At 73.8% G+C, this 24,190-nt stretch carries 23 protein-coding genes and 1 riboswitch; of the genes, 15 read left to right on the forward strand and 8 right to left on the reverse strand.

The genetic code is table 11. The annotated features are described in order from the left end of the window. The first annotated feature begins 107 nt into the window (after window positions 1-107). The 7 genes from QWY29_RS11290 (at window position 108) to gcvH (ending at window position 5,649) form a co-directional block, all read left to right on the forward strand. Entirely contained in the window at window positions 108-1,502 is a 1,395-nt protein-coding gene (locus QWY29_RS11290; protein ID WP_300960898.1) for a hemolysin family protein, read from the forward strand. Then, a complete protein-coding gene (locus QWY29_RS11295; RefSeq protein ID WP_300960899.1) occupies window positions 1,499-2,569 on the forward strand; it encodes a hemolysin family protein in 1,071 nt (356 codons plus the stop codon). The genes QWY29_RS11290 and QWY29_RS11295 overlap by 4 nt, the downstream gene beginning before the upstream one ends. Before the next feature lie 133 nt (window positions 2,570-2,702). Continuing rightward, a complete protein-coding gene (clsA, locus tag QWY29_RS11300; protein ID WP_439117423.1) occupies window positions 2,703-3,251 on the forward strand; it encodes a cardiolipin synthase ClsA in 549 nt (182 codons plus the stop codon). Then, window positions 3,244-4,143, forward strand: a complete 900-nt coding sequence (locus QWY29_RS11305; protein ID WP_300960901.1) for a DUF881 domain-containing protein — start codon at window positions 3,244-3,246, stop codon at window positions 4,141-4,143. Before clsA ends, QWY29_RS11305 begins: the two co-directional genes overlap by 8 nt. Next, entirely contained in the window at window positions 4,140-4,472 is a 333-nt protein-coding gene (locus QWY29_RS11310) for a small basic family protein (protein WP_300960902.1), read from the forward strand. The genes QWY29_RS11305 and QWY29_RS11310 overlap by 4 nt, the downstream gene beginning before the upstream one ends. Beyond that, the gene (locus tag QWY29_RS11315; protein WP_300960903.1) at window positions 4,465-5,211 is read left to right on the forward strand and encodes a DUF881 domain-containing protein; all 747 of its coding nucleotides are present in this window, start codon (window positions 4,465-4,467) and stop codon (window positions 5,209-5,211) included. The genes QWY29_RS11310 and QWY29_RS11315 overlap by 8 nt, the downstream gene beginning before the upstream one ends. A 51-nt stretch (window positions 5,212-5,262) precedes the next feature. Next, window positions 5,263-5,649, forward strand: a complete 387-nt coding sequence (gcvH, locus tag QWY29_RS11320) for a glycine cleavage system protein GcvH (RefSeq protein WP_300960904.1) — start codon at window positions 5,263-5,265, stop codon at window positions 5,647-5,649. 105 nt (window positions 5,650-5,754) lie between these two features. Here gcvH and QWY29_RS11325 read toward each other — a convergent pair whose 3' ends face one another. After that, window positions 5,755-6,432 carry a TasA family protein gene (locus QWY29_RS11325; RefSeq protein WP_300960905.1) on the reverse strand — a complete coding sequence of 226 codons (678 nt, stop codon included), beginning with the start codon at window positions 6,430-6,432 and terminating at the stop codon, window positions 5,755-5,757. A 306-nt stretch (window positions 6,433-6,738) separates the two neighbouring features. Between QWY29_RS11325 and QWY29_RS11330 the strand changes: the two genes are divergently transcribed. From QWY29_RS11330 to QWY29_RS11355, 6 genes are all read left to right on the forward strand, one after another. After that, window positions 6,739-7,266 (forward strand): double zinc ribbon and FHA domain-containing protein, encoded by a 528-nt coding sequence (locus QWY29_RS11330; RefSeq protein ID WP_300960906.1) that lies wholly within the window; start codon window positions 6,739-6,741, stop codon window positions 7,264-7,266. An 11-nt stretch (window positions 7,267-7,277) separates the two neighbouring features. Next, on the forward strand, window positions 7,278-8,030 hold the full coding sequence (ftsR, locus tag QWY29_RS11335; protein WP_300960907.1) for a transcriptional regulator FtsR: 753 nt from the start codon (window positions 7,278-7,280) through the stop codon (window positions 8,028-8,030). A 52-nt stretch (window positions 8,031-8,082) separates the two neighbouring features. Then, complete coding sequence (locus QWY29_RS11340; protein WP_300955136.1) at window positions 8,083-8,550, forward strand: bifunctional nuclease family protein; 468 nt, start codon at window positions 8,083-8,085, stop codon at window positions 8,548-8,550. A gap of 204 nt (window positions 8,551-8,754) precedes the next feature. Continuing rightward, on the forward strand, window positions 8,755-9,354 hold the full coding sequence (locus QWY29_RS11345; RefSeq protein WP_369292657.1) for a MerR family transcriptional regulator: 600 nt from the start codon (window positions 8,755-8,757) through the stop codon (window positions 9,352-9,354). A 106-nt stretch (window positions 9,355-9,460) separates the two neighbouring features. Next, a riboswitch (glycine riboswitch) is annotated at window positions 9,461-9,572 on the forward strand. A gap of 71 nt (window positions 9,573-9,643) precedes the next feature. Then, on the forward strand, window positions 9,644-12,532 hold the full coding sequence (gene gcvP / locus QWY29_RS11350) for an aminomethyl-transferring glycine dehydrogenase (RefSeq protein WP_300960909.1): 2,889 nt from the start codon (window positions 9,644-9,646) through the stop codon (window positions 12,530-12,532). Window positions 12,533-12,545: 13 nt separating this feature from the next. Beyond that, window positions 12,546-13,916: a serine hydrolase domain-containing protein gene (locus QWY29_RS11355; RefSeq protein WP_300960910.1), complete on the forward strand. Its 1,371-nt coding sequence runs from the start codon at window positions 12,546-12,548 to the stop codon at window positions 13,914-13,916. 40 nt (window positions 13,917-13,956) lie between these two features. On the opposite strand, the gene QWY29_RS11360 is transcribed toward QWY29_RS11355, so the two are convergent. After that, entirely contained in the window at window positions 13,957-14,475 is a 519-nt protein-coding gene (locus tag QWY29_RS11360) for a hypothetical protein (RefSeq protein ID WP_300960911.1), read from the reverse strand. 194 nt (window positions 14,476-14,669) lie between these two features. Between QWY29_RS11360 and QWY29_RS11365 the strand changes: the two genes are divergently transcribed. Then, window positions 14,670-15,137: a YdeI/OmpD-associated family protein gene (locus tag QWY29_RS11365; protein ID WP_300960912.1), complete on the forward strand. Its 468-nt coding sequence runs from the start codon at window positions 14,670-14,672 to the stop codon at window positions 15,135-15,137. Window positions 15,138-15,183: 46 nt separating this feature from the next. Here QWY29_RS11365 and QWY29_RS11370 read toward each other — a convergent pair whose 3' ends face one another. From QWY29_RS11370 to QWY29_RS11380, 3 genes are all read right to left on the reverse strand, one after another. Further along, the gene (locus QWY29_RS11370) at window positions 15,184-15,885 is read right to left on the reverse strand and encodes a DUF6281 family protein (RefSeq protein ID WP_300960913.1); all 702 of its coding nucleotides are present in this window, start codon (window positions 15,883-15,885) and stop codon (window positions 15,184-15,186) included. 68 nt (window positions 15,886-15,953) lie between these two features. Continuing rightward, a complete protein-coding gene (locus QWY29_RS11375) occupies window positions 15,954-17,348 on the reverse strand; it encodes a metallopeptidase TldD-related protein (RefSeq protein ID WP_300960915.1) in 1,395 nt (464 codons plus the stop codon). 1 nt (window position 17,349) lies between these two features. Continuing rightward, entirely contained in the window at window positions 17,350-18,891 is a 1,542-nt protein-coding gene (locus tag QWY29_RS11380) for a TldD/PmbA family protein (RefSeq protein ID WP_300960916.1), read from the reverse strand. A gap of 104 nt (window positions 18,892-18,995) precedes the next feature. Here QWY29_RS11380 and QWY29_RS11385 point away from each other — a divergent pair, with 104 nt between their 5' ends. Next, a complete protein-coding gene (locus tag QWY29_RS11385) occupies window positions 18,996-19,685 on the forward strand; it encodes a sulfotransferase family protein (RefSeq protein ID WP_300960917.1) in 690 nt (229 codons plus the stop codon). Window positions 19,686-19,771: 86 nt separating this feature from the next. On the opposite strand, the gene QWY29_RS11390 is transcribed toward QWY29_RS11385, so the two are convergent. The 3 genes from QWY29_RS11390 to QWY29_RS11400 all read right to left on the reverse strand — a co-directional run bounded on the left by QWY29_RS11390 (window position 19,772) and on the right by QWY29_RS11400 (window position 24,134). Further along, entirely contained in the window at window positions 19,772-19,960 is a 189-nt protein-coding gene (locus QWY29_RS11390; RefSeq protein ID WP_300960918.1) for a hypothetical protein, read from the reverse strand. A 131-nt stretch (window positions 19,961-20,091) separates the two neighbouring features. Next, window positions 20,092-22,968, reverse strand: coding sequence for an AAA family ATPase (locus QWY29_RS11395; protein ID WP_300960919.1), 2,877 nt, complete (start codon window positions 22,966-22,968; stop codon window positions 20,092-20,094). Then, a complete protein-coding gene (locus QWY29_RS11400) occupies window positions 22,965-24,134 on the reverse strand; it encodes an exonuclease SbcCD subunit D (RefSeq protein ID WP_300960921.1) in 1,170 nt (389 codons plus the stop codon). Before QWY29_RS11400 ends, QWY29_RS11395 begins: the two co-directional genes overlap by 4 nt. Window positions 24,135-24,190 lie beyond the last annotated feature (56 nt).

The following is a 24,190-nucleotide window of genomic DNA, read 5'->3' on the forward strand; positions in this document are numbered from 1 at the left end:
AGCGCCTGTATCGTGGTCGGCTCACCGGCCCTGAGACGACAAGGACCCAGAGAACCCCCGATGGACGGCTCTCAAAGTAGCCCGCTCTCCTCCCACGGAGAGCTCCCATGACCCCGCTCCTCCTGCTCGCGGTCGCCCTCCTGCTCGTGGTCGCCTGTGGCGTCTTCGTCGCCGCCGAGTTCGCGCTCGTGACCGTCGACCGCACGAAGGTCGACCAGGCCGCCGCTGCCGGCGACGCCGGCGCCCGCGGCGTGCAGAGCGCGCTGCGCTCGCTGTCGACGCAGCTCTCCGGCGCGCAGGTCGGCATCACCGTCACCAACCTCGGCATCGGCTTCCTGGCCGAGCCGGCGATCGCGGACCTCATCGACGAGCCGCTGGCCGCCCTCGGCGTGCCGGACGGCGCCGTCTCCCCGCTCGCCGTGGCCCTGGGCCTGGTGACCGGCACGGTGCTGACGATGCTCTTCGGCGAGCTCGTGCCGAAGAACCTCGCGATCGCGCTGCCGCTGCAGGTGGCCCGCGCGACCCAGCGCCCGATGCGGCTGTTCACCGCGGTCAACCGCGGCCCGATCCGGTTGCTCAACAACTCCGCCAACGCCCTGGTGCGCCGGCTCGGCATCGAGCCGCAGGAGGAGCTGCGCTCCGCGCGGAGCTCCCAGGAGCTCGCCTCGCTGATCGCGCGCTCGGCCGACGAGGGCACCCTCGACGCGGAGACCGCCGAGCTGATGGAGCGCTCGGTGGAGTTCGGCACCCGCACCGCCGGGGAGATCATGACACCGCGCGTGCGCACCCACAGCCTGGAGGCCAACGACCGCGCGTCCGCGGTCATCGAGCTGGCCCGCTCCACCGGTCACTCGCGCTTCCCGGTCCTCGACGACGAGGACACCGTGGTCGGCACCGTGCACGTCAAGAACGCCGTCGCGCTGCCCCTGCACGAGCGCAGCACGACCAAGGTCAAGCACCTGATGGCCAAGCCGATCGTCGTGCCCGACACCCTGCGCCTGGACCCGCTGCTGGCCCAGCTGCGCAACGAGAGCTTCCAGATGGCCGTCGTCCTCGACGAGTACGGCGGCCACGCCGGCATCGTGACCCTCGAGGACGTCGTCGAGGAGATCGTCGGCGACATCGCCGACGAGCACGACCGGATGAGCTCCCGGGTCCGCGAGCGCCGCGACGGCACCTGGCTGATCTCCGGCCTGCTGCGCCCCGACGAGGTCGAGGACCTCACCGGGGTGGCGCTCCCGGAGAACGAGGACTACGACACCGTCGCCGGTCTCGTGCTCCGCGTGCTCGGCCGGGTGCCCAGCTCGGGTGACATCGCCGAGGTGCCGGTGCCCGACCTCAGCGACCCCGAGCAGCCGCGCGAGCAGCTGGCGGTGCTGACCGTCGAGCACATGGACGGCCTGCGCATCGACCGGCTCTCGCTGCGCCTGCTCGAGGGCGAGCCGGCCGACCCCACCCCGTCCCGACGCGGCGAGCGCACGGACGGCGGTGACCGGTCATGAGCGACACCGCCGGCATCCTGCTCGTCGTCGTGCTCCTCGCGGCCAACGCGTTCTTCGTGGGCGCCGAGTTCGCCCTGGTCTCGGCCCGGCGCAGCCAGGTCGAGCCGCACGCCCAGGCCGGCTCACGGATGGCGCGCACGACGCTGCGCGCCATGGAGCAGGTCTCGCTGATGATGGCGGGCGCCCAGCTCGGCATCACGATCTGCTCGCTCGGCCTCGGTGCGGTCGGCGAGCCCGCGATCGCGCACCTGATCGAGCCGGGCATCCACGCGCTCGGCGCGCCCGACGCGTTCCTCCACCCGATCGCATTCGTCATCGCGCTGACCCTGGTGACCTACCTGCACGTCGTGCTCGGCGAGATGGTGCCCAAGAACATCGCGATCGCCGGCCCCGAGCGGGCCGCGATCGTCCTCGGCCCGCCGATGCTCGGCGTCGTGACCGTCCTCAAGCCGCTGATCGTGCTGCTCAACGCGTGCGCCAACGGCATCCTGCGACTGGTCCGTGTGGAGCCCAAGGACGAGCTGACCTCCGCGTTCACCCGGGAGGAGGTCGCGGCGCTCGTCGAGGAGTCGCGCGGCGAGGGCCTGCTCGAGGACGACGAGTACGACCGGCTGGCCGGCGCGCTCGGCTTCACCGAGAAGACGGTCGCCTCGGTGCTCATGCCGACCGACACCCTGGCCGTCGTACGCCGTGGCTCCACCGCCGCGGACGTCGAGGCGCTGTGCGCGGCGACCGGCTTCAGCCGGTTCCCGGTCGCGGGGGTCGACGGCGACCTCGTGGGCTACCTCCACATCAAGGACGTGCTCGAGCCCGACGAGGAGCGCCGCGAGCGGCCGGTCGACGACAAGTGGGTCCGCCCCTTCGCGCCGGTGACGCCTGATGAGTCCCTCCACGACGCGCTCGAGACGCTGCAGCGGCGCGGCGCGCACATGGCACGGGTCGTCGACACGACCGGCGCCACGCTGGGCCTGGCGACCCTGGAGGACGTGCTCGAGGAGCTGGTGGGGGAGATCCGCGACGCCGCCCACCACGAGGACCCGGTGGCCGGCCCGTCGAGCGCGTCCTGACCGGGTCGGCCGACCCGCCGCACCGCACCTGACCTGCTGCTTCGAGGGCGGCGCTGCGGCGGTTAGGGTGTGGCGCGTGGCAGCCGACCCTCCCCGCACGAACCGCGTGTGGACGCTGCCGAACGTGCTGAGCATGCTCCGGCTGGCCGGGGTGCCGCTGTTCCTCTGGTTGGTCCTCGGGCCGGAGGAGGACGTGTGGGCGCTGGTCGTGCTCATGGCCTCCGGCGTCACCGACTGGCTCGACGGCTACCTGGCCCGCAAGTGGGACCAGGTGACCGTGCTGGGCCAGGCGCTCGACCCGATCGCCGACCGGCTCTACATCCTGGCCGCGGTCGTGGGGCTGGCGATGCGCGACGTCATCCCGTGGTGGCTGGCGGTCTCGCTGCCGCTGCGAGACCTGCTGCTGTGGGTGCTGGTGCCGTTCCTGCGCACCCGTGGCTACACCGCGCTGCCGGTGCACTTCCTCGGCAAGGCCGCGACGTTCAACCTGCTCTACGCCTTCCCGCTGCTCTTCCTCGGTGACGGCGACGGCACGGTCGCCGCCCTCGCGCAGGTGCTGGGCTGGGCGTTCGCGCTGTGGGGGATCGGCCTGTACTGGTGGGCCGGGCTGCTCTACGCCTGGCAGGTGCGCACGCTGCTGGCCACCACCGAGCCCCGGCGACGGACGACGCTCGATGCCTGAGGAGCGCCCCGGCCTCCCGCCCCAGCCCGACCGGCCGACGCCGGACCGGGTGCGGCTCCCGCTGCTCACCCTGATCACCCAGCAGTCCCTGGACGAGGACTACCTGCACGCCGCCGAGCGCCGCGCGATCGCGGCCCGCACCGCCGGCGAGCAGCCCGCCCGGCCGAGCCGGACGCCGCACCGGGTCGCCGCCGTGGTGGTCGCGGTCTTCGGGATCCTGGCCACGACGGCGTTCGTGCAGACCTCGCGCAACGAGGACGTCGACGCCGCGAGCCGGGCGACCCTGGTGCGGCGGGTGACCGCCGAGCGCGAGCGGGTCGCGAGCCTGCAGGACCGGATCGTCGACCTGCGCGAGGGCAACGAGGCGCTCGACGACGGGCTCACGCGCGCCCGCTCGTCGTACGAGGCCTCCGTCACCCGCCTGCGCCGCGTGCAGACCCGCACCGGTTTCGTCCCGGTCAGCGGTCCCGGCGTCACCATCACCCTCGACGACGGCCCCACGGCCATCGTCGACAGCCAGGTCAAGGACATCGACCTGCGCATCGCGGTCAACGGGCTGTGGCGCGTCGGCGCCGAGGCGATCGCCATCAACGGGCAGCGGCTCACCGCCCTCTCGGCCATCCGGATGTCCGGGCTGGTGGTGCGCGTGAACAAGGTGAGCCTGTCGCCGCCGTACCGCGTGGAGGCCATCGGCGACCTCCGCACCCTGCAGTCGCGCTTCCTCGACTCCCCGGAGGGGATGTGGATGGTGCGGCTGGAGGAGGACTACGGCATAGCCTTCGCCATGGACAACGACGACAGGCTCGCGCTGCCGGCCGCCCGGCTGCGCGAGCTGCGCTCCGCGAAGCCGATCGGGAGCGTCGACAAGCGAACCCCGGAGGAGACCCCGTGATCGCCGCGCTCGGCCTGCTGGTGGGCATCGTGCTGGGACTGATCTTCCAGCCCGACGTCCCGCTCGGCCTCGAGCCCTACCTGCCGATCGCCGTCGTCGCCGCGCTCGACGCGGTCTTCGGCGGGCTGCGGGCCTACCTCGACGGGATCTTCGACGACAAGGTCTTCGTCGTCTCCTTCGTCTCCAACGTCGTCATCGCCGCGGCGATCGTCTACCTCGGCGACAAGCTCGGCGTGGGCGGCCAGCTCTCCACCGGCGTCATCGTGGTCCTCGGGATCCGGATCTTCTCCAACGTCGCGGCCATCCGCCGCCACCTCTTCCATGCCTGACCCGACACCGTCGAGCGGACGGACCCGGCTGCTGCGCGCGATGCTCAAGCCCTCGCGCAGCCAGGTCGTCGTCGGCGTGCTGCTGGCGCTCGTCGGGTTCGCCGCGATCGTCCAGGTCCGCGCCACCGAGGTCGACACGACGTACGCCGGCCTCCGCGAGCAGGACCTCATCGACGTCCTCAACGGCCTCGCCGGCACCACCCAGCGCGCCGAGTCCGAGATCGATCGGCTCGAGGAGGCCCGCGAGGACCTCCGCACCGACACCCGGCGCGTCGGCACCGCGTTGGAGGAGGCCCAGACCCAGGCCGACACCCTCGCGATCCTCGCGGGCACCGTCCCGGTCACCGGTCCCGGCATCCGCGTCACGATCACCGAGACCGACACGGCCGTGCAGGTGCAGGACTTCATCGACCTGGTCCAGGAGCTGCGCACCTCCAACGCCGAGGCGATGCAGCTCAACGGCAAGGTGCGCCTGGTCGCCCAGTCGTCCTTCGCCGAGGCCACCGGCGGCCTCGTCGTCGACGGCGAGCTGCTCGGACCGCCGTACGTCCTGGACGCCATCGGCGCGCCCGACACCCTCAGCGGCGCGATCTCCATCGCTCGCGGCGTCGTCGCGGAGCTGGAGGAGACCGGTGCGGTCGTGGAGATCCAGGAGCTCGGCTCGCTGGACATCGAGAGCGTCCGCGAGCCGCTCCAGCCCGACAACGCCACGCCCGACCTCGACCCCGCCGGCCAGTAGGGTCGAGCCACCACCCGCCCACCTGATCACCGAGCCACGAGGGAGACCGCGTTGTACCCCGAGGACCTGAAGTACACCAGCGAGCACGAGTGGCTGCGCACCCCCGGCGAGACCGAGGGGTCGGTGCGCGTGGGCATCACCCACTACGCCCAGGACGCGCTCGGCGACATCGTCTACGTCTCCCTGCCCGAGGTCGGTTCGACCATCGAGGGCGGCTCGACCTGCGGCGAGCTGGAGTCGACCAAGTCGGTCAGCGACGTCTACGCGCCGGTCTCCGGCGAGGTGGTCGCCCGCAACGAGTCGCTGGACGCGACGCCCGAGCTGGTCAACAGCGACCCGTACGGCGGCGGCTGGCTCTTCGAGGTCGTCCCCGCCGACAGCGGCGAGGTCGAAGCCCTCATGGACGCCGCGGCGTACGAGGCCTCGCTCGACGCCTGACCCGCACCCGCTGGACGCACGAGGTCCCGGCCGCCCGTGGTGGGCGACCGAGATCTCGTGCGTCCGGACGCGGTGCGCCGGTGGACGGCTGGGGAACGGCTGGGGTCAGCGGTTCTCGTTGGCGCGCTGGGTGGCGTCGAAGGTCAGGTTGATGGTGTTGGCCAGGCCCTGGAAGTCGTTGCCGGCGGCGGTCGGCAGGGTCAGCGTCGCCTTGAGGTAGGAGGTGCGGCCGGTCTCGGCGTTGAGCGTGGTGAGGGCGTGGGGGAGGTCGACGTTGGCCTGGACCACGGGGCTGTTGGCGAGGACGGACTGGGTGGTGCCGGGGCAGGTCAGCGGTGTGGTGCCGGTGGCGCTGACCGGGGTGCCCTTGACCCACGGGACCGAGCACTGGTCGAGCGCGAGGCGCAGGCCGTTGGTGGCGTCGGTCGACAGCAGGTTGGCGGTGGCCGCGGTGGTCGTCAGGCGCAGCGAGCCGAACTTCTCGTCGGTCGCGCCGCGGGTCAGGGTGAGGTCGCGCTGGACCGTGTCGCCGGGGACCAGGCCGGTGGCGTTGAGGGCGGGGCCCTGGACGCCCTGGGTGGAGGAGAGCTTGATGGTGCCGGCCGCGACGGACTCGGTGGCCGAGGTGGTGGAGGTGAACGCACCGAAGGTGCCGAGGCCGGCGACCGAGGCGGCGCCGGCGACCAGGGCGACCGAGGCGACGATCTTGGCGGCGGTCCTGCGGTTCTTGCGGGAGATCTTGGTGGAGGTGGTGGCCTTGCGGGTGCCGGTGGAGCTCGTCATCGGGGGGAGCCTTTCGGGAGGGGGCCGCCGGTCTCTCCGACGCCGTGGTGCTTGATGACCTGAACTCTGCCGAGCCCGGATCAAGGCAGCCCCCGGCTCATCCCGGACGTTCCCTCAAGAGGCCCGCAAGACGACCAGAGCCCGCAGCGGCCCGGCGGCTACGCCGTTCGGCTTGATCGACCGACGACGGCTGATAGGTTCGGACAACCGTCAACCTCAGCCCCGAGGTGAGGGTTGCACCACCCCAGCACGACCCCCAGCACGACTCCCAGCACCGCCCGAACGCCGGACCCCGGAGGATGCCCGATGCCGTTCTGCACCGCGTGTGGCAGGCAGAACCCCGACGACGCCCGCTTCTGCTCGCAGTGCGGCACGAAGCTGGTGACCGCGGACGAGTCCACGGCGCCGGCGACGCCGGTGGGCCAGGGTGACTCGACCGCCACCATCCAGATCGGGCTCGGGGACAAGACCGAGACCTCCGACCGCCAGCTCAACCCCGTCGACGCGGCCGCGGTGGACGCGCTGCCGGCCGGCCACGCGCTGCTCGTCGTGCAGCGGGGCCCCGGCTCGGGGAGCCGCTTCCTGCTCGACTCCGACGTGGTGACCGCTGGGCGGCACCCGGAGAGCGAGATCTTCCTCGACGACGTCACCGTCTCGCGCCGGCACGCGCAGTTCGACCGCACGGGGGACACCTTCACCGTGAGCGACGTGGGCTCGCTGAACGGCACGTACGTCAACCGCGACCGCATCGACAAGGTGCAGCTCAAGGACGGCGACGAGGTCCAGATCGGCAAGTACCGCCTGGTGTTCTTCGCCGGGCACCAGGCCGGCTGAGCCGTCCGCACATGAGCTCGATCGGCTCGGCCGCCCCGGGCGCCGCGGGGGCGCCGCGCGCCCGGATGAACATCGGCGAGGTGCTCGACCACCTCCGTCCGGACTTCCCGGGCATCACCATCCCCAAGATCCGGTTCCTCGAGGACAAGGGGCTGATCAAGCCCGAGCGGACGCCCGCCGGCTACCGCAAGTTCTCGCCCGAGGACGTCGACCGGCTGCGCTACGTCCTGCGCATGCAGCGCGACCACTACCTGCCGCTGAAGGTCATCGGCGAGCACCTCGACGCGATCGACCGCGGCCTCGAGCCGCCGGCGATCGAGCCCGTCGTCCCCACGGTCCCGAAGGTGGCGCTGGCCGCGGACGGCCTGCCCAGCCCGGAGTCGTTCCGCCGCCACGACGGGATGCGGCTCTCCCGCCGCGAGCTGGTCAAGGTCGCCGAGATCTCCGAGGACCTCCTCGGCCAGCTCGAGCAGTACGGCCTGATCAGCGCCAAGCCCGGCACGGGCCACTACGACACCGACGCCCTGGTCATCGCCCAGACCGCGCGCGAGCTGGCCGACTTCGGCTTCGAGCCGCGCCACCTGCGGGCGTTCAAGACCGCCGCCGACCGCGAGGTCGGCATGGTCGAGCAGGTCGTCGCGCCCCACAAGCGGGGCCGGGACGCCGCCGCGCAGGCCCGCGCGGAGGAGGCCGTCTCCGAGATCGCGGCCCTCTCGGTGCGCCTGCACGCGACCCTCGTCAAGGCCGGTCTCCGCTCCTCCTGACCCCGCCCGACGGGGCCCTGCCGGGCTCACCGGCCGGGAGTAGGGTGAAGGTGTGCGCGAAGTCGATGTCATGGGTGTCCGGGTGGAGATGCCGTCCAACCAGCCGATCGTGCTGCTGCGCGAGGTGACGGGGGAGCGGTACCTGCCGATCTGGATCGGCGCGGTCGAGGCCACGGCGATCGCCTTCGCCCAGCAGGGCGTGGTGCCCCCGCGACCGCTGACCCACGACCTGATGAAGGACGTGCTCGAGGCGACCGGCAACGAGCTGACCGAGGTCCGCATCACCGACGTCAAGGACGGCGTCTTCTTCGCGACGCTGGTCTTCGGCTCGGGTGCCGAGGTGAGCGCCCGCCCGTCGGACTCGATCGCGCTGGCGCTGCGCACCGGCACGCGGATCGTGTGCGCCGAGGAGGTCCTCGACGAGGCCGGGCTCGCCGTGCCGGCCGAGCAGGAGGACGAGGTCGAGAAGTTCCGCGAGTTCCTCGACCAGGTCACGCCCGAGGACTTCGAGTCCCGCTGACCCACCGGGTCGGCGTACCGCGGGAGCCTCACCCTCGACCTTAACTTGAGGGTTCCGACACGCCGCCATCATCTTTGACGACCTCCGTGCCGAGGCCTACCTTGAACTGTCTCTGTTGTAACTCCACCGTTGTGGTTGCGCTCCGCGGCCCCAGCACCTTCCCCGGGTAGTTACGCACAACGGAGTAGACCCACGGAGGACCGTGTGAACGAGCAGGAGCAGCAGGGCGAGCACCCCGAGGCCGCAGTCGCGGCCGAGGTGGCCGAGGAGCAGGGTCTCCTCTTCACCGACGACGTCTCGCCCCTGCCCAGTGACACCGGCTACCGCGGTCCGACCGCGTGCAACGCCGCCGGGATCACCTACCGCCAGCTGGACTACTGGGCCCGCACCGGCCTGGTCGAGCCGACCGTGCGCGGCGCCAGTGGCTCCGGCTCGCAGCGTCTCTACTCCTTCCGCGACATCCTGCTGCTCAAGGTCATCAAGCGCCTGCTCGACGCCGGCATCTCGCTGCAGCAGATCCGCACCGCCGTGCAGCACCTGCGCGAGCGCGGCACCGACGACCTGACCCGCGTCACGCTGATGAGCGACGGTGCCTCGGTCTACGAGTGCACCAGCAACGACGAGGTCATCGACCTGCTCCAGGGCGGCCAGGGCGTCTTCGGCATCGCCATCGGCGGTGTGTGGCGCGAGATCGAGGGCACCCTCGCCGAGCTGCCCAGCGAGCGGACCGCTGCCGACGAGGCCGCCGCGCCGAGCGCCGGGGACGAGCTCGCCGCACGCCGCGCCGCCCGCAAGATCGGCTGAGACCGGCCCTCCGACGTACGACGCCACGGCCCGCCACCCGCGAGGGAGGCGGGCCGTCGTCGTTCCCGGCGGCCGCGGGTGCGGCTGGTAGCCTCGGCAACGCTGACAATCCCGCACGGGAGAGTCTTCGCCCGGCCAGCACGACCCGGCCGGCAGCGGAGCGCCGAAGGGGCAATTCCTCCCCGGAACCTCTCAGGCGCCCGGACCGTGCGGGCAGGCGACTCTGGAGCACCAGCGACGGCGTGACAGAGGGGGAGGCACCCGACCCCGCGTCCGAGGAGCCCCGCTCATGTCAGACAGCACCCCCGACCGTCCCCGTCTCCCCGAGCTGGACGGCGCGCTGCCGTTCGTCGACCGCCACATCGGGCTGCGCCCCGCCGACGAGGCCGCGATGCTCGCGCGGCTCGGCTTCGACTCGCTCGAGTCGCTGATGGAGGCGGCCGTCCCCGGCGGCATCCGGACCGACGCGGCCCTCGACCTGCCGCAGGCGCAGTCCGAGGACGCGACCGCCCGCGAGCTGCGCGCGATCGCGGCGATGAACAACCCGCTCGAGGCGATGATCGGCCTGGGTTACTCCTCGACGATCACCCCGCCGGTGATCCGCCGCAACGTGCTCGAGGACCCGAGCTGGTACACCGCCTACACGCCCTACCAGCCGGAGATCTCCCAGGGCCGGCTCGAGGCGCTCATCAACTTCCAGACCGTCGTCGGCGACCTGACCGGCCTCCCGACCGCCAACGCGTCGCTGCTCGACGAGGGCACGGCGGCCGCCGAGGCGATGACCCTGGTCCGACGGGGCCTCGGCAGGACGAGCGGGGGGAAGGCCGAGGGCCCGTTCGTCGTCGACGCCGACGCGCTGCCGCAGACCATCGAGGTCGTGCGCACCCGCGCCGAGGCGATGGGCATCGAGGTCGTGGTCGCGGACCTCACCGACGGCCTGCCCGAGCCCGCCAGCGGCGTGCTCGTGCAGTACCCCGGAGCGTCCGGGCGGGTGCTGGACCCGCGGCCGGTCATCGAGGCCGTCCACGAGCGCGGCGGACTGGCCGTCGTCGCCGCGGACCTGCTGGCCCTCACCCTGCTCGAGTCGCCCGGGGAGCTCGGCGCCGACGTCGTGGTCGGGTCCTCGCAGCGGTTCGGTGTCCCGCTGTTCTACGGCGGCCCGCACGCCGGCTACATGGCGGTCGCCGCCGGCCTCGAGCGGCACCTGCCGGGCCGCCTGGTCGGGGTCTCGATCGATGCGGAGGGGCGGCCGGCGTACCGCCTGGCCCTGCAGACCCGCGAGCAGCACATCCGTCGCGACAAGGCGACCTCCAACATCTGCACCGCGCAGGTGCTGCTCGCGGTCGTCGCCTCGATGTACGCCGTCCACCACGGCCCCGAAGGCCTGCGCGGGATCGCGCGGCAGGTGCACGGGCGGGCGCGCACGATCGCCGGCGCCCTGGGTGAGCACGGCGTGGAGGTCGTGCACCGCGAGTTCTTCGACACCGTCCTGGCGCGCGTGCCCGGCCGGGCGGCGGACGTCGTCGCGGCCGCCCGCGAGGCGGGCGTGCACCTGCGCCTGGTCGACGCCGACCACGTCGGCGTGAGCGTTGGCGAGTCGGCCACCACCGCGCACGTGCAGGCGGTGCTGACGGCATTCGGCGTGCCGGAGGGTCCTGCGGCGGGCGCCGGCGACGGCCTCGGCCTGCCGGCGGCACTGGAGCGACGCACCGAGTTCCTCACCCACGAGACCTTCCAGGCGCACCGCAGCGAGACCCAGATGCTGCGCTACCTGCGCCGGCTCTCCGCGCGCGACTACGCGCTGGACCGCGGCATGATCCCGCTCGGCTCGTGCACGATGAAGCTCAACGCGACCACCGAGATGGAGCCGGTCTCGCTGCCGGGCTTCGCCGACCTCCACCCGTTCGCGCCGGCGGAGGACGCCGCGGGCTACCACCTGCTCGTCGACCAGCTCGAGGGGTGGCTGGCCGAGGTGACCGGCTACGACCGGGTCTCCATCCAGCCCAACGCCGGGTCCCAGGGCGAGCTCGCCGGCCTGCTCGCGATCCGCGGGTACCACCACGCCAACGGCGACACCGGTCGCGACGTCTGCCTCATCCCGTCCTCCGCGCACGGCACCAACGCCGCGTCCGCGGTGATGGCCGGCATGCGGGTGGTCGTCGTCAAGGCCGCTGCGGATGGCGGTGTCGACATGGAGGACCTCCGCGCCCAGTGCGAGAAGCACGCCGACGACCTCGCCGCGATCATGGTGACCTACCCGTCGACGCACGGCGCCTACGAGGACACCATCACCGAGCTGTGCGAGGTCGTGCACGCCCACGGCGGCCAGGTATACGTCGACGGAGCGAACCTCAACGCCCTGCTCGGCCACGCCAAGCCCGGCGAGTTCGGCGGCGACGTGTCGCACCTGAACCTGCACAAGACCTTCTGCATCCCCCACGGCGGCGGTGGGCCGGGGGTCGGCCCGGTCGCGGTGCGCGAGCACCTGGCGGCGTACCTGCCCTCGCACGGGATGCACCCCGACGAGACCAAGCGCGCGGGGATCGGCCCGATCAGCGCGGCGCCGTACGGCTCGGCGGGCATCCTGCCGATCTCGTGGGCCTACGTGCGGCTGATGGGCGGTGCGGGCCTGACCCGCGCAACCGCCAGCGCGGTGCTCTCGGCCAACTACGTCGCGGCGCGGCTCGGCGAGCACTTCCCGGTGCTCTACCGCGGCCACGGCGACCTGGTCGCGCACGAGTGCATCCTCGACGTCCGCGGCATCACCAAGGCGACGGGCGTGAGCGTCGACGACGTCGCCAAGCGGCTCGTCGACTACGGCTTCCACGCGCCGACCATGTCGTTCCCGGTGGCGGGCACGCTGATGGTCGAGCCGACCGAGTCCGAGGACCTCGTCGAGATCGACCGGTTCTGCGAGGCGATGATCGCGATCAAGGGCGAGATCGACCGGGTGGCCGCGGGGGAGTGGACCCCCGAGGACTCGCCGCTGCGCGGGGCGCCGCACACCTCGCGCTCGCTGGTCGGCGAGTGGGACCGCGCCTACTCGCGCGAGCTCGCCGTCTTCCCGACCGGGATCGACCCCGACAAGTACTGGCCGCCGGTCGGCCGGATCGACCAGGCCTACGGCGACCGCAACCTGCAGTGCGCGTGCCCGCCGCTCGAGGCGTTCGCGGAGTAGGCAGGATGGCCCGGTGACCGTCGCCGACAGCACCGCCCGCCGCCTCCTCGTCCACCTCGCGCGCGCCCAGGCCGGCGGGCGGCTGCCGTCGGTGACGGCCGGGGTGGTGCGCGACGGCGAGCTCGTGTGGTCCGGGACGTACGGCGGGCCGCCGGTGCCCGGCCACGACCCGACCGACGTGCAGCACCGGATCGGCTCGATCACCAAGACCCTCACCGGGGTGCTCGTGCTCCAGCTGGTGCGTGACGGGCGGGTCGAGCTCGACGCACCGGTCTCGGTCGTGCTGGGCGACGTGCCGTACGGCGACCGGACGGCGCGCCAGCTGCTGGCCCACGCCTCGGGCATCGCCGCGGAGCCGGCCGGCGAGTGGTGGGAGCGCTCCGACGGGATGTCGTTCGACGAGCTCGTCGCCGCCCACGCATCCGCCCCTGCGGTGACCGCGCCGGGGTCGCGGTTCCACTACTCCAACCTCGGCTACGCGCTGCTCGGCGAGCTGGTCGCGCGCGTGCACGGCCGGTCGTGGGCGGACTGCGTCGCCTCGCTGGTGCTCGAGCCGCTGGGGATGGCCCGGACCTCCTATCTGCCGACCGGCCCGGCCGCCTCGGGCTGGTCGGTCGACCCCTACACCCGCGAGCTGGTCGCCGAGCCGGCCACGGACACCCGCGCCCTCGCGCCCGCGGGCCAGCTGTGGTCGACGGTCGCCGACCTGGCGGCGTACGCCGCGTTCCTGGTCGACGGCCACCTCGACGTGCTCGACGCCTCCTGGCTGGCGACCGCGTCGACCACCCAGTCCGGGTCGGCCGGCGACGCGCTGGCCTCGGCGCACGGGCTCGGCCTCCAGCTGCTCCGCGGCGGCTCGGGCACGCTCGTCGGCCACGGCGGCTCGATGCCGGGCTTCCTGGCCGCGTGCTTCGTCGACCGGCCGCGGCGGACCGGCGCGGTCGTCATGGCGCCGGCGACGACCGGCTTCTCGCCGTCCGAGCTCGCGCGGGTGCTGCTCGAGGAGCTGGAGGCCTGCGAGCCGACCCTGCCGCTGCCCTGGGTGCCGACGACCTCCGTGCCGCTCGAGCTCGACGGCGTGCTCGGCACGTGGCACTGGGGCAACACGCCGTTCGTGCTCGCGCTGGAGGGCGGTTCGCGTGGGCCCGGCGGGTCCGGCCACGGGGAGGTCGTGGCGACCGGGCCGGGCGGGGCGGAGAAGTGGCGGTTCGCCGTGGTCGACGGGCGCGTCGTCGGGACCCGCGGCTACCACCACGGCGAGGAGCTGCACGTGGTCCGGCGCCCGGACGGGAGCGTCAGCCACCTCGAGGTGGCGACCTTCGTGCTGACCCGGACGCCGTACGACCCGGACGCCCCCGCACCTGGGGGACATCCGGGTCGCTGACGGGCACGCCGCTGCGCGTGCCGGCTCTGCACCGCCGGGGTCAGTCGCCGGTGGTGTCGGTCTTGGTGACCTGCAGGTCGTAGTGGAACGCCTCGTCGCAGGTCAGGTTGATCGTGCGGCCCTTCCAGCGCATCGCCAGGTCGGTGCGCAGCTTGCGGTGGACGCCGTCGACGACGATGTGCTGACCGGCGTCGTCGTGCTCCTCGTGGACGACGACCTTCTTGCCGTAGGGCTTCGCGGTGCCGGTGACGAGCACCTTCTTGCCGGCCAGCTTCAGCGTCGCCCGGACCTGCTTCTTCTCGACGAAGCCGTCCTCGGACTCGCGGATGTTCCCGAGGCCGTCGTCGCCGACGACGACCTGGAAGACGTTGGCGTAGACGTCGTTCTCGTAGACGCTGACGTAGGTCTCCGCCCCGCGGTAGGTGCCGGAGCAGTCGATGACCACGCCGCGCTCGCGGGTGGTCTCCGACGCCGCGGTGTCGGCGGTGAGGGCGGTGGCGGGGGAGCCGAGGCCGACGATCGCGGTGGCGACGGCGGCGAGGGCGAGGGGAGTGCGCATGGTGGTGCTGCCTTCTGTGGGGGTGTGTGGGTGACAGCGGGGATACGCCGTCCCACCCGTCCCGGTTGCGCACCGCGCGGCTGGTCTGGACCACGCGCTAGCAGAGCGGAGAGGGCCCCGATGAGTCCCGGCCGGTCGTACGGTCGTCCCGCCAGGAGCCGACGCGGTCGGCCGCAGCGGCGACGGGAGACCCCATGAGCACCGAGCACCCCGCGAGCGTGACCTTCGAGACGACGCTGCGCGCCGGCGGCAACAACACCGGCATCGTCGTGCCGCCGGAGGCGGTCGCCCGGCTGGGGCAGGGCAAGCGGCCGCCGGTCCATGTCGACCTGAACGGCTACGAGTACCGCAGCACGGTCGCCGTGATGGGTGGGGAGCACCTGGTCGGTGTCAGCGCCGCGGTGCGCGCAGCGACCGGACTCGCCGGAGGTGACCCGGTCCGGGTGACGCTGACCCTCGCCACCACGCCCCGGGAGGTGGACGTCCCCGCCGACCTCGCCGAGGCGATGGACGCGAACGGGGTGCGGGCGTTCTTCGACGGCCTGTCGAACAGCCTGCAGCGCTACCACGTCGGCCAGGTCGAGGACGCCAAGGCGGAGGACACCCGCCGGCGGCGGATCGACAAGGCGGTCGGCCTCTTCGCCGCGGGCAGGCAGCGGTAGCCGCACTGTCACCCCGGCGGGGTCCCTGTGCCGGGCCTGCGTCGCCCTACTCCGCCGGGGTGGTCGACCGGACAGCGAGCACCGAGAACCGGCCGTCGTCGCAGCGGACCCGGGCCGTGACCGAGCCGCCGGTCCAGAGGGTGTCGCGGACGTCGTCGCGGCCGAGGGCCGGTTGGGTGTCGCTGGTGACGCGGAGCGTGACGGTCGTGCCTGCGTACGTCGCGGGGCCGTCGGCGACGGCGACGTCGATCCGGTACGGCGGGCGGAGGTCGCCGTCGGCGCGGGGCTCCTGCGATCCGGTCACGCCGAGCCAGGTCCCGGTCAGCTCGGCCTCGCCCGCGTGGGCACACCTGACCGGGTCGAACCACACCCGCGCCGCCGCTGGGAGGTCGCTACCGTCGCGGACGTAGAGCAGGCCGTCCAGGAGCACGGCCCGGTCCGCGGCCACGCCGGCGAGCTCCTCGGCCGAGGCTGCCCGGTCCGGCTCGGCACCGCCCTGCCCGCCGGTGTCGTCGCAGCCGGGCACGACCACGTCGAGCCGACGGCCCGTGGTCTCCGGCTGCCGGCGCAGGTCTCCGTACCCGGAGTAGCGGACGCCGTCGATCTCCAGCACGGCGGCGCACGAGGCCGAGCCGTCGCCGCCCGCGCCGGCGCATGCCGTGAGCGCGGCCGCCGCGACGAGGGCGGCGGCCAGGCCCAGGGTCGTGCGGCGGGCTTGGCGCGAAGCCAGCAGGGGGTTCCGGGGCACGGCGGTCGGACGCGTCGACCGCCCGAGCGGTTCCGGCCGGACCGGGCGCATCGAGCCGGTCACCGCTGCTACATCGCCTGCGAGACGCTCGACATGTTGAAGTCCGGCACCCGCAGGGCCGGGGTGGCGGTCCGACTGAAGTAGTCGTCGCCCCACTCCCGGCTGAAGCTCGGCACCGTCTCGCCGGCGTGGGTGAACCGCCGGAGCAGGTCGACGGGGGACTCGTTCCAGCGGAAGTTGTTGACCGCACCGGTGATCTCGCCACCCTCGACGAGGTACACACCGTCACGGGTCAGCCCGGTGAGCAGGAGGGTCTGCGGGTCGACCTCGCGGATGTACCACAGGCACGTGAGCAGCAGCCCGCGCTCGATCCCGGCGACGAGGTCCTCGGCGGAGCCGGTCCCGCCGTCGACGCCGAGCACCAGGTTGTCGATCGCCGGGGTGACGGGCAGGTCGGTCATCGCGGCGGAGTGCCGGGTCTGCAGCAGCGCGGCCAGCTCGCCGTCGCGGACCCAGTCGGTGCGCTCGAGCGGCAGACCGTTGTCGAAGACCGACGACTCGTTCCCCGAGGAGGAGGCGACGACGAACGGCGAGGACTCCAGTCCCGGGTACGCCGGGTCGCTGAGCAGGTGGACCCCCTCGCGGGCGATCCGTTCGCCGACGCGCGTGCCACCGCCCCGCTTGCTGTAGACCGACTGGCCCTCGTGGGCGACCCGCGCGCCGGCGTACCAGTAGGCGTCGATCATCAGGTCGGCGACGGCGCTCGGGGGCAGCACGGTGTCGTAGCGGCCTGCGGGCAGGTCCACGCGGCGCTCGCCCCACCCGAGCCGGCGCTCGAGCTCGGCCTCCATGGCGAGCGCGTCGACGTCGGCGAAGTCGCGGGTCGCGCCGCCGGTCCAGGCGCTGAGCCCCAGGTCGGCGGTCTTGCCGGTGCAGCCGTAGTGGCCCGTGGGCTGCGCGTGGCGCAGCCGCAGGCCGGTGGTCGAACCGAGGTAGGTGGTCGTCAGCTCGTGGTTGACGAAGCCGTAGAGCACCCGGCCGCCGGCGCCCGCCCGGCCGAACGCCTCGCCGAGGGCGGGCGCGAACGCGTCGTACACCTCGATCCCGGTGCGGACCGGCTCGTCGTCCCAGTCGGGCGAGACCCGGTCGCGGACCAGCTCGGCCGCGTCCTCCGCGGGCGAGGCGGCCCGGGCGGCGGCGTCGGCGGCGGTGACGAGCGCCGACATCTGGGCCTGGTCGGTCGCGCTGCCAGAGACCGAGCCCGTGGCGGTGCCCTCGGGGCGGCGGATGAAGGAGACGACGGTGACGTCGACGCCGTGCATCACGCCGTTGGTCGTCAGCGTGTTGCCGGCCCAGCGGAGGTTGGCGCTGGTGCGGTCGCGCACGATGACCACGCAGTCGTCGGCGATCGTGGTCGCCAGCGCGTGCTCGACCAGGGACTGGGGGGTGACCCGGGGCTGCATGTCAGTGACCTGCCTCGTCGGTGGTGTTGAGGATGCGGACGCCGCGGAAGAGCGCGGTGGGGCAGCCGTGGCTGACGGCGGCGACCTGCCCGGGCTGGGCCTTGCCGCAGTTGAACGCGCCGCCGAGGACCCAGGTCTGCGGGCCGCCGACGGCCTCCATCGAGCCCCAGAAGTCGGTGGTGGTCGACTGGTACGCCGCGTCGCGCACCTGCCCGACGACCTCGCCGTCGCGGATCTCGTGGAAGCGCTGGCCGGTGAACTGGAAGTTGTAGCGCTGCATGTCGATCGACCACGACTTGTCGCCGACGACGTAGAGCCCGCGCTCGACCCGGCTGATCAGCTCCGCAGTGCTCGGCCCGTCGGGAGCGGGCTGGAGCGAGACGTTGGCCATCCTCTGGATGGGGATGTGGCCGGGGGAGTCGGCGTACGCGCAGCCGTTGGAGCGGCCCTGCGCGTGGTCGGGGCCGGCGAGCTCGGGCTTCATCGCGGCCATCGGTCGGTCGAGCTGGTAGCCGACCAGCACCCCGTCGCGGACGATGTCCCACCGCTGGGTCGCCACGCCCTCGTCATCGAAGCCGGTGGTCGCGAGGCCGTGCTCGACGGTGCGGTCGCCGGTGACGTTCATGACCGGGCTGCCGTACTGCAGCGACCCGAGCTGGTCGTAGGTCGCGAAGCTGGTCCCGGCGTAGTTGGCCTCGTAGCCCAGGGCCCGGTCGAGCTCGGTGGCGTGGCCGATCGACTCATGGATGGTCAGCCACAGGTTGGAGGGGTGGATGACCAGGTCGTAGTCACCCGCCTCGACGCTGGGGGCCGCCAGCTTCTCGGCCAGCAGCTCGGGCACCTCCGCGAGCTCGGCGTCCCAGTCCCACAGCGGCCCGGCGGAGCCGCCCACGAGGTACTCGTAGCCGCGCCCGACCGGTGGCGCGATGCTGGCCATGGAGTCGAAGGTGTCCGCGCCGGCACCCATCGCCTCGAACGACGGCTGCAGCCGGATGCGCCGCTGGGTGGTGCGCGTGCCGGCGAGGTCGGCGTAGTACTTGTGCTCGTCGACCTGCTGGAGGCTCGCGCTGGCGTGGTCGACGGCCGCGCCCAGGCGCAGCCGCTCGGTCCAGCTGACGAGCAAGGCGGCCTTCTCGGCCACCGGCACGGTGAACGGGTCGACCTCGTAGGAGGAGACCCAGGTGACGTCGTCGTACGTCGGCTCCGGCGCCAGCTCGACCGGGGTCGTCGTCATCGCAGCGGCGACCCGGGCGACCTGGACGGCCGTGTCGGCGACGCGGACCGCCTCCTCGGGGGTGAGCACGACGCCGGACGCGAAGCCCCACGCGCCGCGGTGGACCACGCGGACCGCGAACCCGAGGTCCTCGGCGTCGCTGGCGCCTTGGAGCGCCCCGTCGCGGACGCCGACGTGCTGGTAGCGCACCCGCTCGAACCGGAACTCCGCGTGGCTCGCACCGAGCTCGCGCGCCCGGCTCAGCGCCACCTCGCCGAGGTCGCGGTGGGGGAGGGCGGTGAAGGTGGGATCGAGGCCCGGCTCGCTCATGGGCGCGACCCTAGACCCGGTCACCGACAGCGGCGCCACCGCATTTCCGGGGGCCGCCCACGTCCCGTCCGCGACGGCGTACCGGCGTCGTTAGGGTGCTCCCCATGAGTTCACCGGCGTGGTTGGGCATCGGCGCGCAGCGCAGCGGCACGACCTGGTTCACCGACCTGCTGACCCAGCACCCCGCCGTCGGGCTCGGCACCAACGGCAAGAAGGAGCAGCAGCTGCTGCACAAGGTCGGCGACGGCCGGGTCGACGCCTCGGAGTACCTCGACCTCTTCCCCGCCGACGGCGTCCACCGCGGCGAGTGGACCCCGCAGTCGCTGCGCCACGCCTCCGCGCCGGCCACCGCCGCCCGACTCGTCCCGGACGCGCCGATCCTGGTGCTCCTGCGCGACCCGGTGGAACGCTTCCGCTCCGCGATGCGGCTCGCCGCCACCCGCGGGAAGTCGTGGCCCTACCCGGTGCCGATCACGGTGCAGACCTGGAGCGGCTTCTACGCCGACCAGCTCGACGCCTGGGCCGCGGCCGTCGGACGCGAGCGGATGCACGTGATGGTCTACGAGAACGTCCGCCGCGACCCGCAGGCCGCCGTCGACGACGTGTGGCGCCTGGTCGGCGTGGACCCCGTGCCGCTCGTCGAGGTCGAGCGGGCCTCCGGCTCGTCCTCCCAGGCCGACTGGGACTGGACGCCGGGGCTGAAGGAGTCGCTGCAGGTCATGTACCGCCCGCAGGCCCGTCGCCTCACCGACGACTGGGGGCTCGACGTCTCCGCCTGGTCCGGCCTGGGCTGACCTGCCTTTTCGGCGGCCTCGGGGCGCTGCGGGAGGCGTGAGCTTCATCGGCTGCCCGATGAAACTCACGGTGGGCCGATGAAACTTCAGCGTCCCACCGACAGTTTCAGCGGCTGGCCGACGAAGCTGCCGGTCGCGCTGTAGCCCGGGCGGGTTCCGCGAGCTGGAGCGGTACTTCGCGAGCAGGTCCCGTCGTTGCCCGCGGCGACCACCAGATCGCCGTCGCCGGTGGCGAGCGGGTCGTAGGGGAAGAGGCTGAGGTGGGCGTTGCCCATCCGGCCGGGGACGACCCCGCCGGCGACCAGTTCCGGCTCTGACCGCCGAGGCGCCCCCGCGGCAGCACGTCGAGGTAGCCAGGCGCTGACGGGGGCGCGTCGCGGCCTTACCTGGGGGCCGACCGGCTCGTTCAGCCGCGCACGGCCACGGTCGACCCGTGCCGGGACTTGGCGACCAGCAGCTGGGTGGGGATGCGGTCACGCATCTCGGCGACGTGGCTGACGACGCCGACGACCCGACCGCCGTCGCGCAGCGAGTCGAGGGTGTCCATGACGTCGTCGAGGGTGTCGGCGTCCAGCGACCCGAACCCCTCGTCGACGAACAACGTGTCGAGGGTCGCGCCGCCGACCTCGTTGGTGATGACGTCGGCGAGGCCGAGCGCGAGGGCCAGCGAGACCACGAACGTCTCGCCGCCCGACAGCGTCGCCGGGTCACGGGCCTCGCCCGACCAGTCGTCGCGCACCAGCAGCGAGAGCCCGCCGCGGGTCTCGCCGGCCCCGCGGCGGCCGGTGTGCTCGAGGGAGTAGCGCTGGTCGCTCATCCGGGCGAGCCGCTCGTTGGCGGCCGCGACGACCTGGGAGAGTCGGTAGGCCAGGACGTAGGCCGAGAGCCGCATCTGCAGGCGGTTGTCGGCCGACTTGCCCTCCACGAACGAGCACAGCCGCGTCGTCAGCTCCAGCTCGGCGCGCAGCGGCGCCCAGTCGTCGAGGGCGGCGACGAGCGCGGTGGAGAGCGAGGCCAGGCGGTGGGCGCGGGTCGACCAGCGGTCCGCGTCGGCGCGAGCGTCCTGCAGGGTGGCGAGCGCGGTGCGGTGGGCGTCGACGAGTCCGTCAAGGTCGGGCGGCTCGGTGGCGGCGAGCTCCTCGGCGCCCGGCCTGCGGAGGACCTCGGTCACCACGGCGAGCCGCTGCTCGTGGCGGGCGATCCGCTGCTCGAGCCGGGTGCACGCCGCGGGCTCGCGCAGGGCCGCCGCGGCCGCGCCGGCGTCGCCGAAGCCGGCCTCCGCGACCGCATCGGCGAGCGCGGTCTCGGCCTCGACGACGGCACGCTCGGCCTCGGCCAGCCGGTCCAGCGCTGCGAGCGCCGTGCGGCACTCTTGCTCGGCGGTCCGGTGGCGCCGCAGCAGGCGGTCGAGATCCGCGGCGGGGTCGCCGGTGGTGTGCTCCGCGGCGTCGGCCAGCGCCTCCGACAGCTCGGTTGCGAGCAGCTCGGCCTCGTCGGCGAGCGAGCGACGGGTGGCCTCGACCGAGGCGGCCTCGGTGACCAGCTGCTCGAGCTCGCGGGATGCGGTGGCGGCGTCGCTCGTCGGGCGCCCGCCGGCGGCGAGCAGGCGGTCGAGGGTGCCGGCGAGCGCGGACCGCTCGGCCTCGAGCGCGGTCGCGTCCTCGGGCCCGGCCGCGTCGCGGGCGTGCTCCAGGCGGGTGACCAGCTCACGCACCTCCACGTCGCGCAGGTGCTCGACGGACGACGCGTCGTCGACGACACGCTGGGCGGCCTTCTCCGCGCGCTCGTCCGGGGCGTCGGGGCCGGCGACGGCCTTGGCAGGGTGGTCGCCGGATCCGCACACGGGGCAGCACGCGCCTGCCGCGAGCGCACCCGCGAGCTCGGCGGCCATGCTGTCCAGTCGCGCGCGGCGTACGTCGAGGGCGTGCTCCTTGGCGGCGATCGTGGCCGCGCGCGCCTCGTGCAGCGCGTCGCGGGCGGACGCGAGCTCGCTCGTCAGGCGGGCGACCGTCGCGTGGGCGCTGATCCGCACGTCGAGCGCGTCGAGGGTGGTCCGGCACTCGACGGCCTCGGCCCGCGCGCGGGCGGCGGCGGTCAGCCCCTGGAGCTGGTCGGCGCGGCGGGTGAGCCGGCCGGCTTCGGCGTGCAGGGTGGCGAGCCGGGCGGCCCGCGGGCGCAGCGCCTCGACCCGGGCCGCCGCGCCGACCGCGGCGTCGAGGTCGGCGACGAGCGCGTCCCGGTCGTGGGAGGCGACCGCACGAGCGGCGGCGTCGCGGGCGGAGCGCGTCTGGTCGACGAGGCGGAGCACGGGCGCGACACCGGCGGCGCGGCGGGCCGCCTCGAGCACGTCGCGGTCGGCTGCGACCGCGGCGGCCTCGTCGAGCAGCAGGCGGTGCTCCCGGGCGGCAGCGTCGAGCCGGGCCCGCTCGTCGGTCAGCCTGCGTCCGGCCTCGAGGGCCTCGCGGGCACCGGCCTCGGCCGCACCGGCGGTCTCCGCGGCCCCGGTGGCCGTCGCCGCTGACGTGGTGGCGGCGGAGGCGAGCTCGTCGGTCCAGGCCAGCAGCGAGCCGTCGCCGGCGGGCTCGGTGAGGTCGCGGACGTCCCACGGCACGGGGGTGCCGACGACCTCGCTGACCCGGCTGGCCAGGTCGGCGACGCCCTGGTGCGCGGACTCCGAGCGACGGCGCAGGTCGAGGCGCCGGTCACGCAGCCACCGCTCGACGTCGGCGAAGCGGCCGGTGCGGAAGAGCCGCTGGAGCAGCTCGTGGCGCTCCTCGGAGCGGGCACGCAGGAACGCCTGGAACCGTCCCTGGGGGAGCATGGCGACCTGGGTGAACTGGGTGAGGTTCATCCCGAGCAGCTCGGAGACGAGGTGTCCGGTCTCGTCGAGCCGGGAGGACAGCGGGATCCACGCACCGCCGACCAGCTCGGTCAGCGTGACCGCGGCCTGCTGGGTCGTGGTGCCGGTGCCGCGCTTCTTGGGCCGCTCCCAGGCGGGTGAGCGGACGATGCGGAACCGGCGCGAGCCGAGCGTGGCCTCGAGGGTGACCTGCGGGGCCACGCCGGGCGCGGCCGCGTCGCAGCGCAGGCGCTTGGCGCTCGAGCGGTCGCCGGGGACGTCGCCGTACAGCGCGAAGCAGACGGCGTCGAGGACGCTCGTCTTGCCGGCGCCGGTCGGGCCGGAGAGCAGGAACAGGCCGGCCGACGAGAGGTGGTCGAAGTCGACGCGGACGGTCTCGGCGAACGGCCCGAACGCCGTCGCCTCCAGGACGTGCAGCCTCACCGCGCGCCCACCCCCAGCACGGCCCGGTCGAGGTCCTGGTCGTCGCAGCAGGCGTCGACCGCCTCGTCGAGCAGCGCCCGCTCCGCGTCGGTCGGTGGGGTGCCGCGCAGGTCGCGGACGAACTCCGCGGCGATGTCGTGGTCGGTGCGGCCCGCCGTGCGGGTGGCCGGGGCCACGCCGAGACCCGGCGGCGGGGTGGCGAAGCCGAGCACGAGGGCGTGCGGGAAGCGCCGCCGCAGCCGTTCCATCGCCTGCAGGGGCCGCACCTCGTCGGTGAGGGTCGCCTGGACCCAGGAGTCCTCGTGCGGCCGGTGGCGCGGGTCCTCCAGCAGCTCCTCGAGCGTGCCGGTGAGCCGGGCGAGCCGGCGGGGGACGGGGGCGTCGACGTACTCCGCGGTCACCGAGCCGTCCGCGGCGAGGTCGACGAGCCACGAGCCCTTGCGGTCGTCGGCCTCGGAGAAGGAGTAGGCCAGCGGCGAGCCGCTGTAGCGGACCCGGTCGGTGAGCGTGTGCCGCCCGTGCAGGTGGCCCAGGGCGACGTAGTCGATCCCGTCGAACAGGGTGGTCGGCACGATCGACACACCGCCGACGGAGATGTCGCGCTCGGAGTCGCTGGGCTGCGCGCCGGCGACGAACGCGTGGGCGAGCACCACCGAGCGGGTGCCCGACCGGGTGGCGAGGTCGGCGCGGACGCGGACCATCGCCTCGGCCAGCGCGGCCTCGTGCGAGCGGCGGGGGAGCTCCCACGGCGCGGCGACGGCGTGCGGGTCGAGGTAGGGCAGCGCGTGCACCGCGACCGGTCCGTGCTCGTCCTCGAGCAGCACGGGCGTGCCCACGCCCGCGGGGTCGGTGCGGATGTGCACGCCGGCGGCGTCGATGAGCCGCGAGCTGAACCCGAGCCGCTGGGCGCTGTCGTGGTTGCCGCTGGAGACCACGACCTTCGCGCGCGACGCGGCGAGCCGGACCAGCACGTCGTCGGCCAGGCGCACCGCGTCGACGTGGGGCAGCGCGCGGTCGTAGACGTCGCCCGCGACCACCACGAGGTCGACCCGCTCGGACGCCACGACCTCCAGCAGGTGGTCGGCGAAGGCCGCCTGGTGCCCGAGCATCCCCTCACGGTGGAATGACCGGCCCAGGTGCCAGTCGGAGGTGTGGAGGATGCGCATGGCAAGGACCGTAGGAGGAGGCGCCGACAGTCCCTCGGACCCACGCCGGGGTGGGC

The organism is Nocardioides abyssi, assembly GCF_030412915.1.
In the GTDB taxonomy this organism is placed as follows: domain Bacteria; phylum Actinomycetota; class Actinomycetes; order Propionibacteriales; family Nocardioidaceae; genus Nocardioides; species Nocardioides abyssi.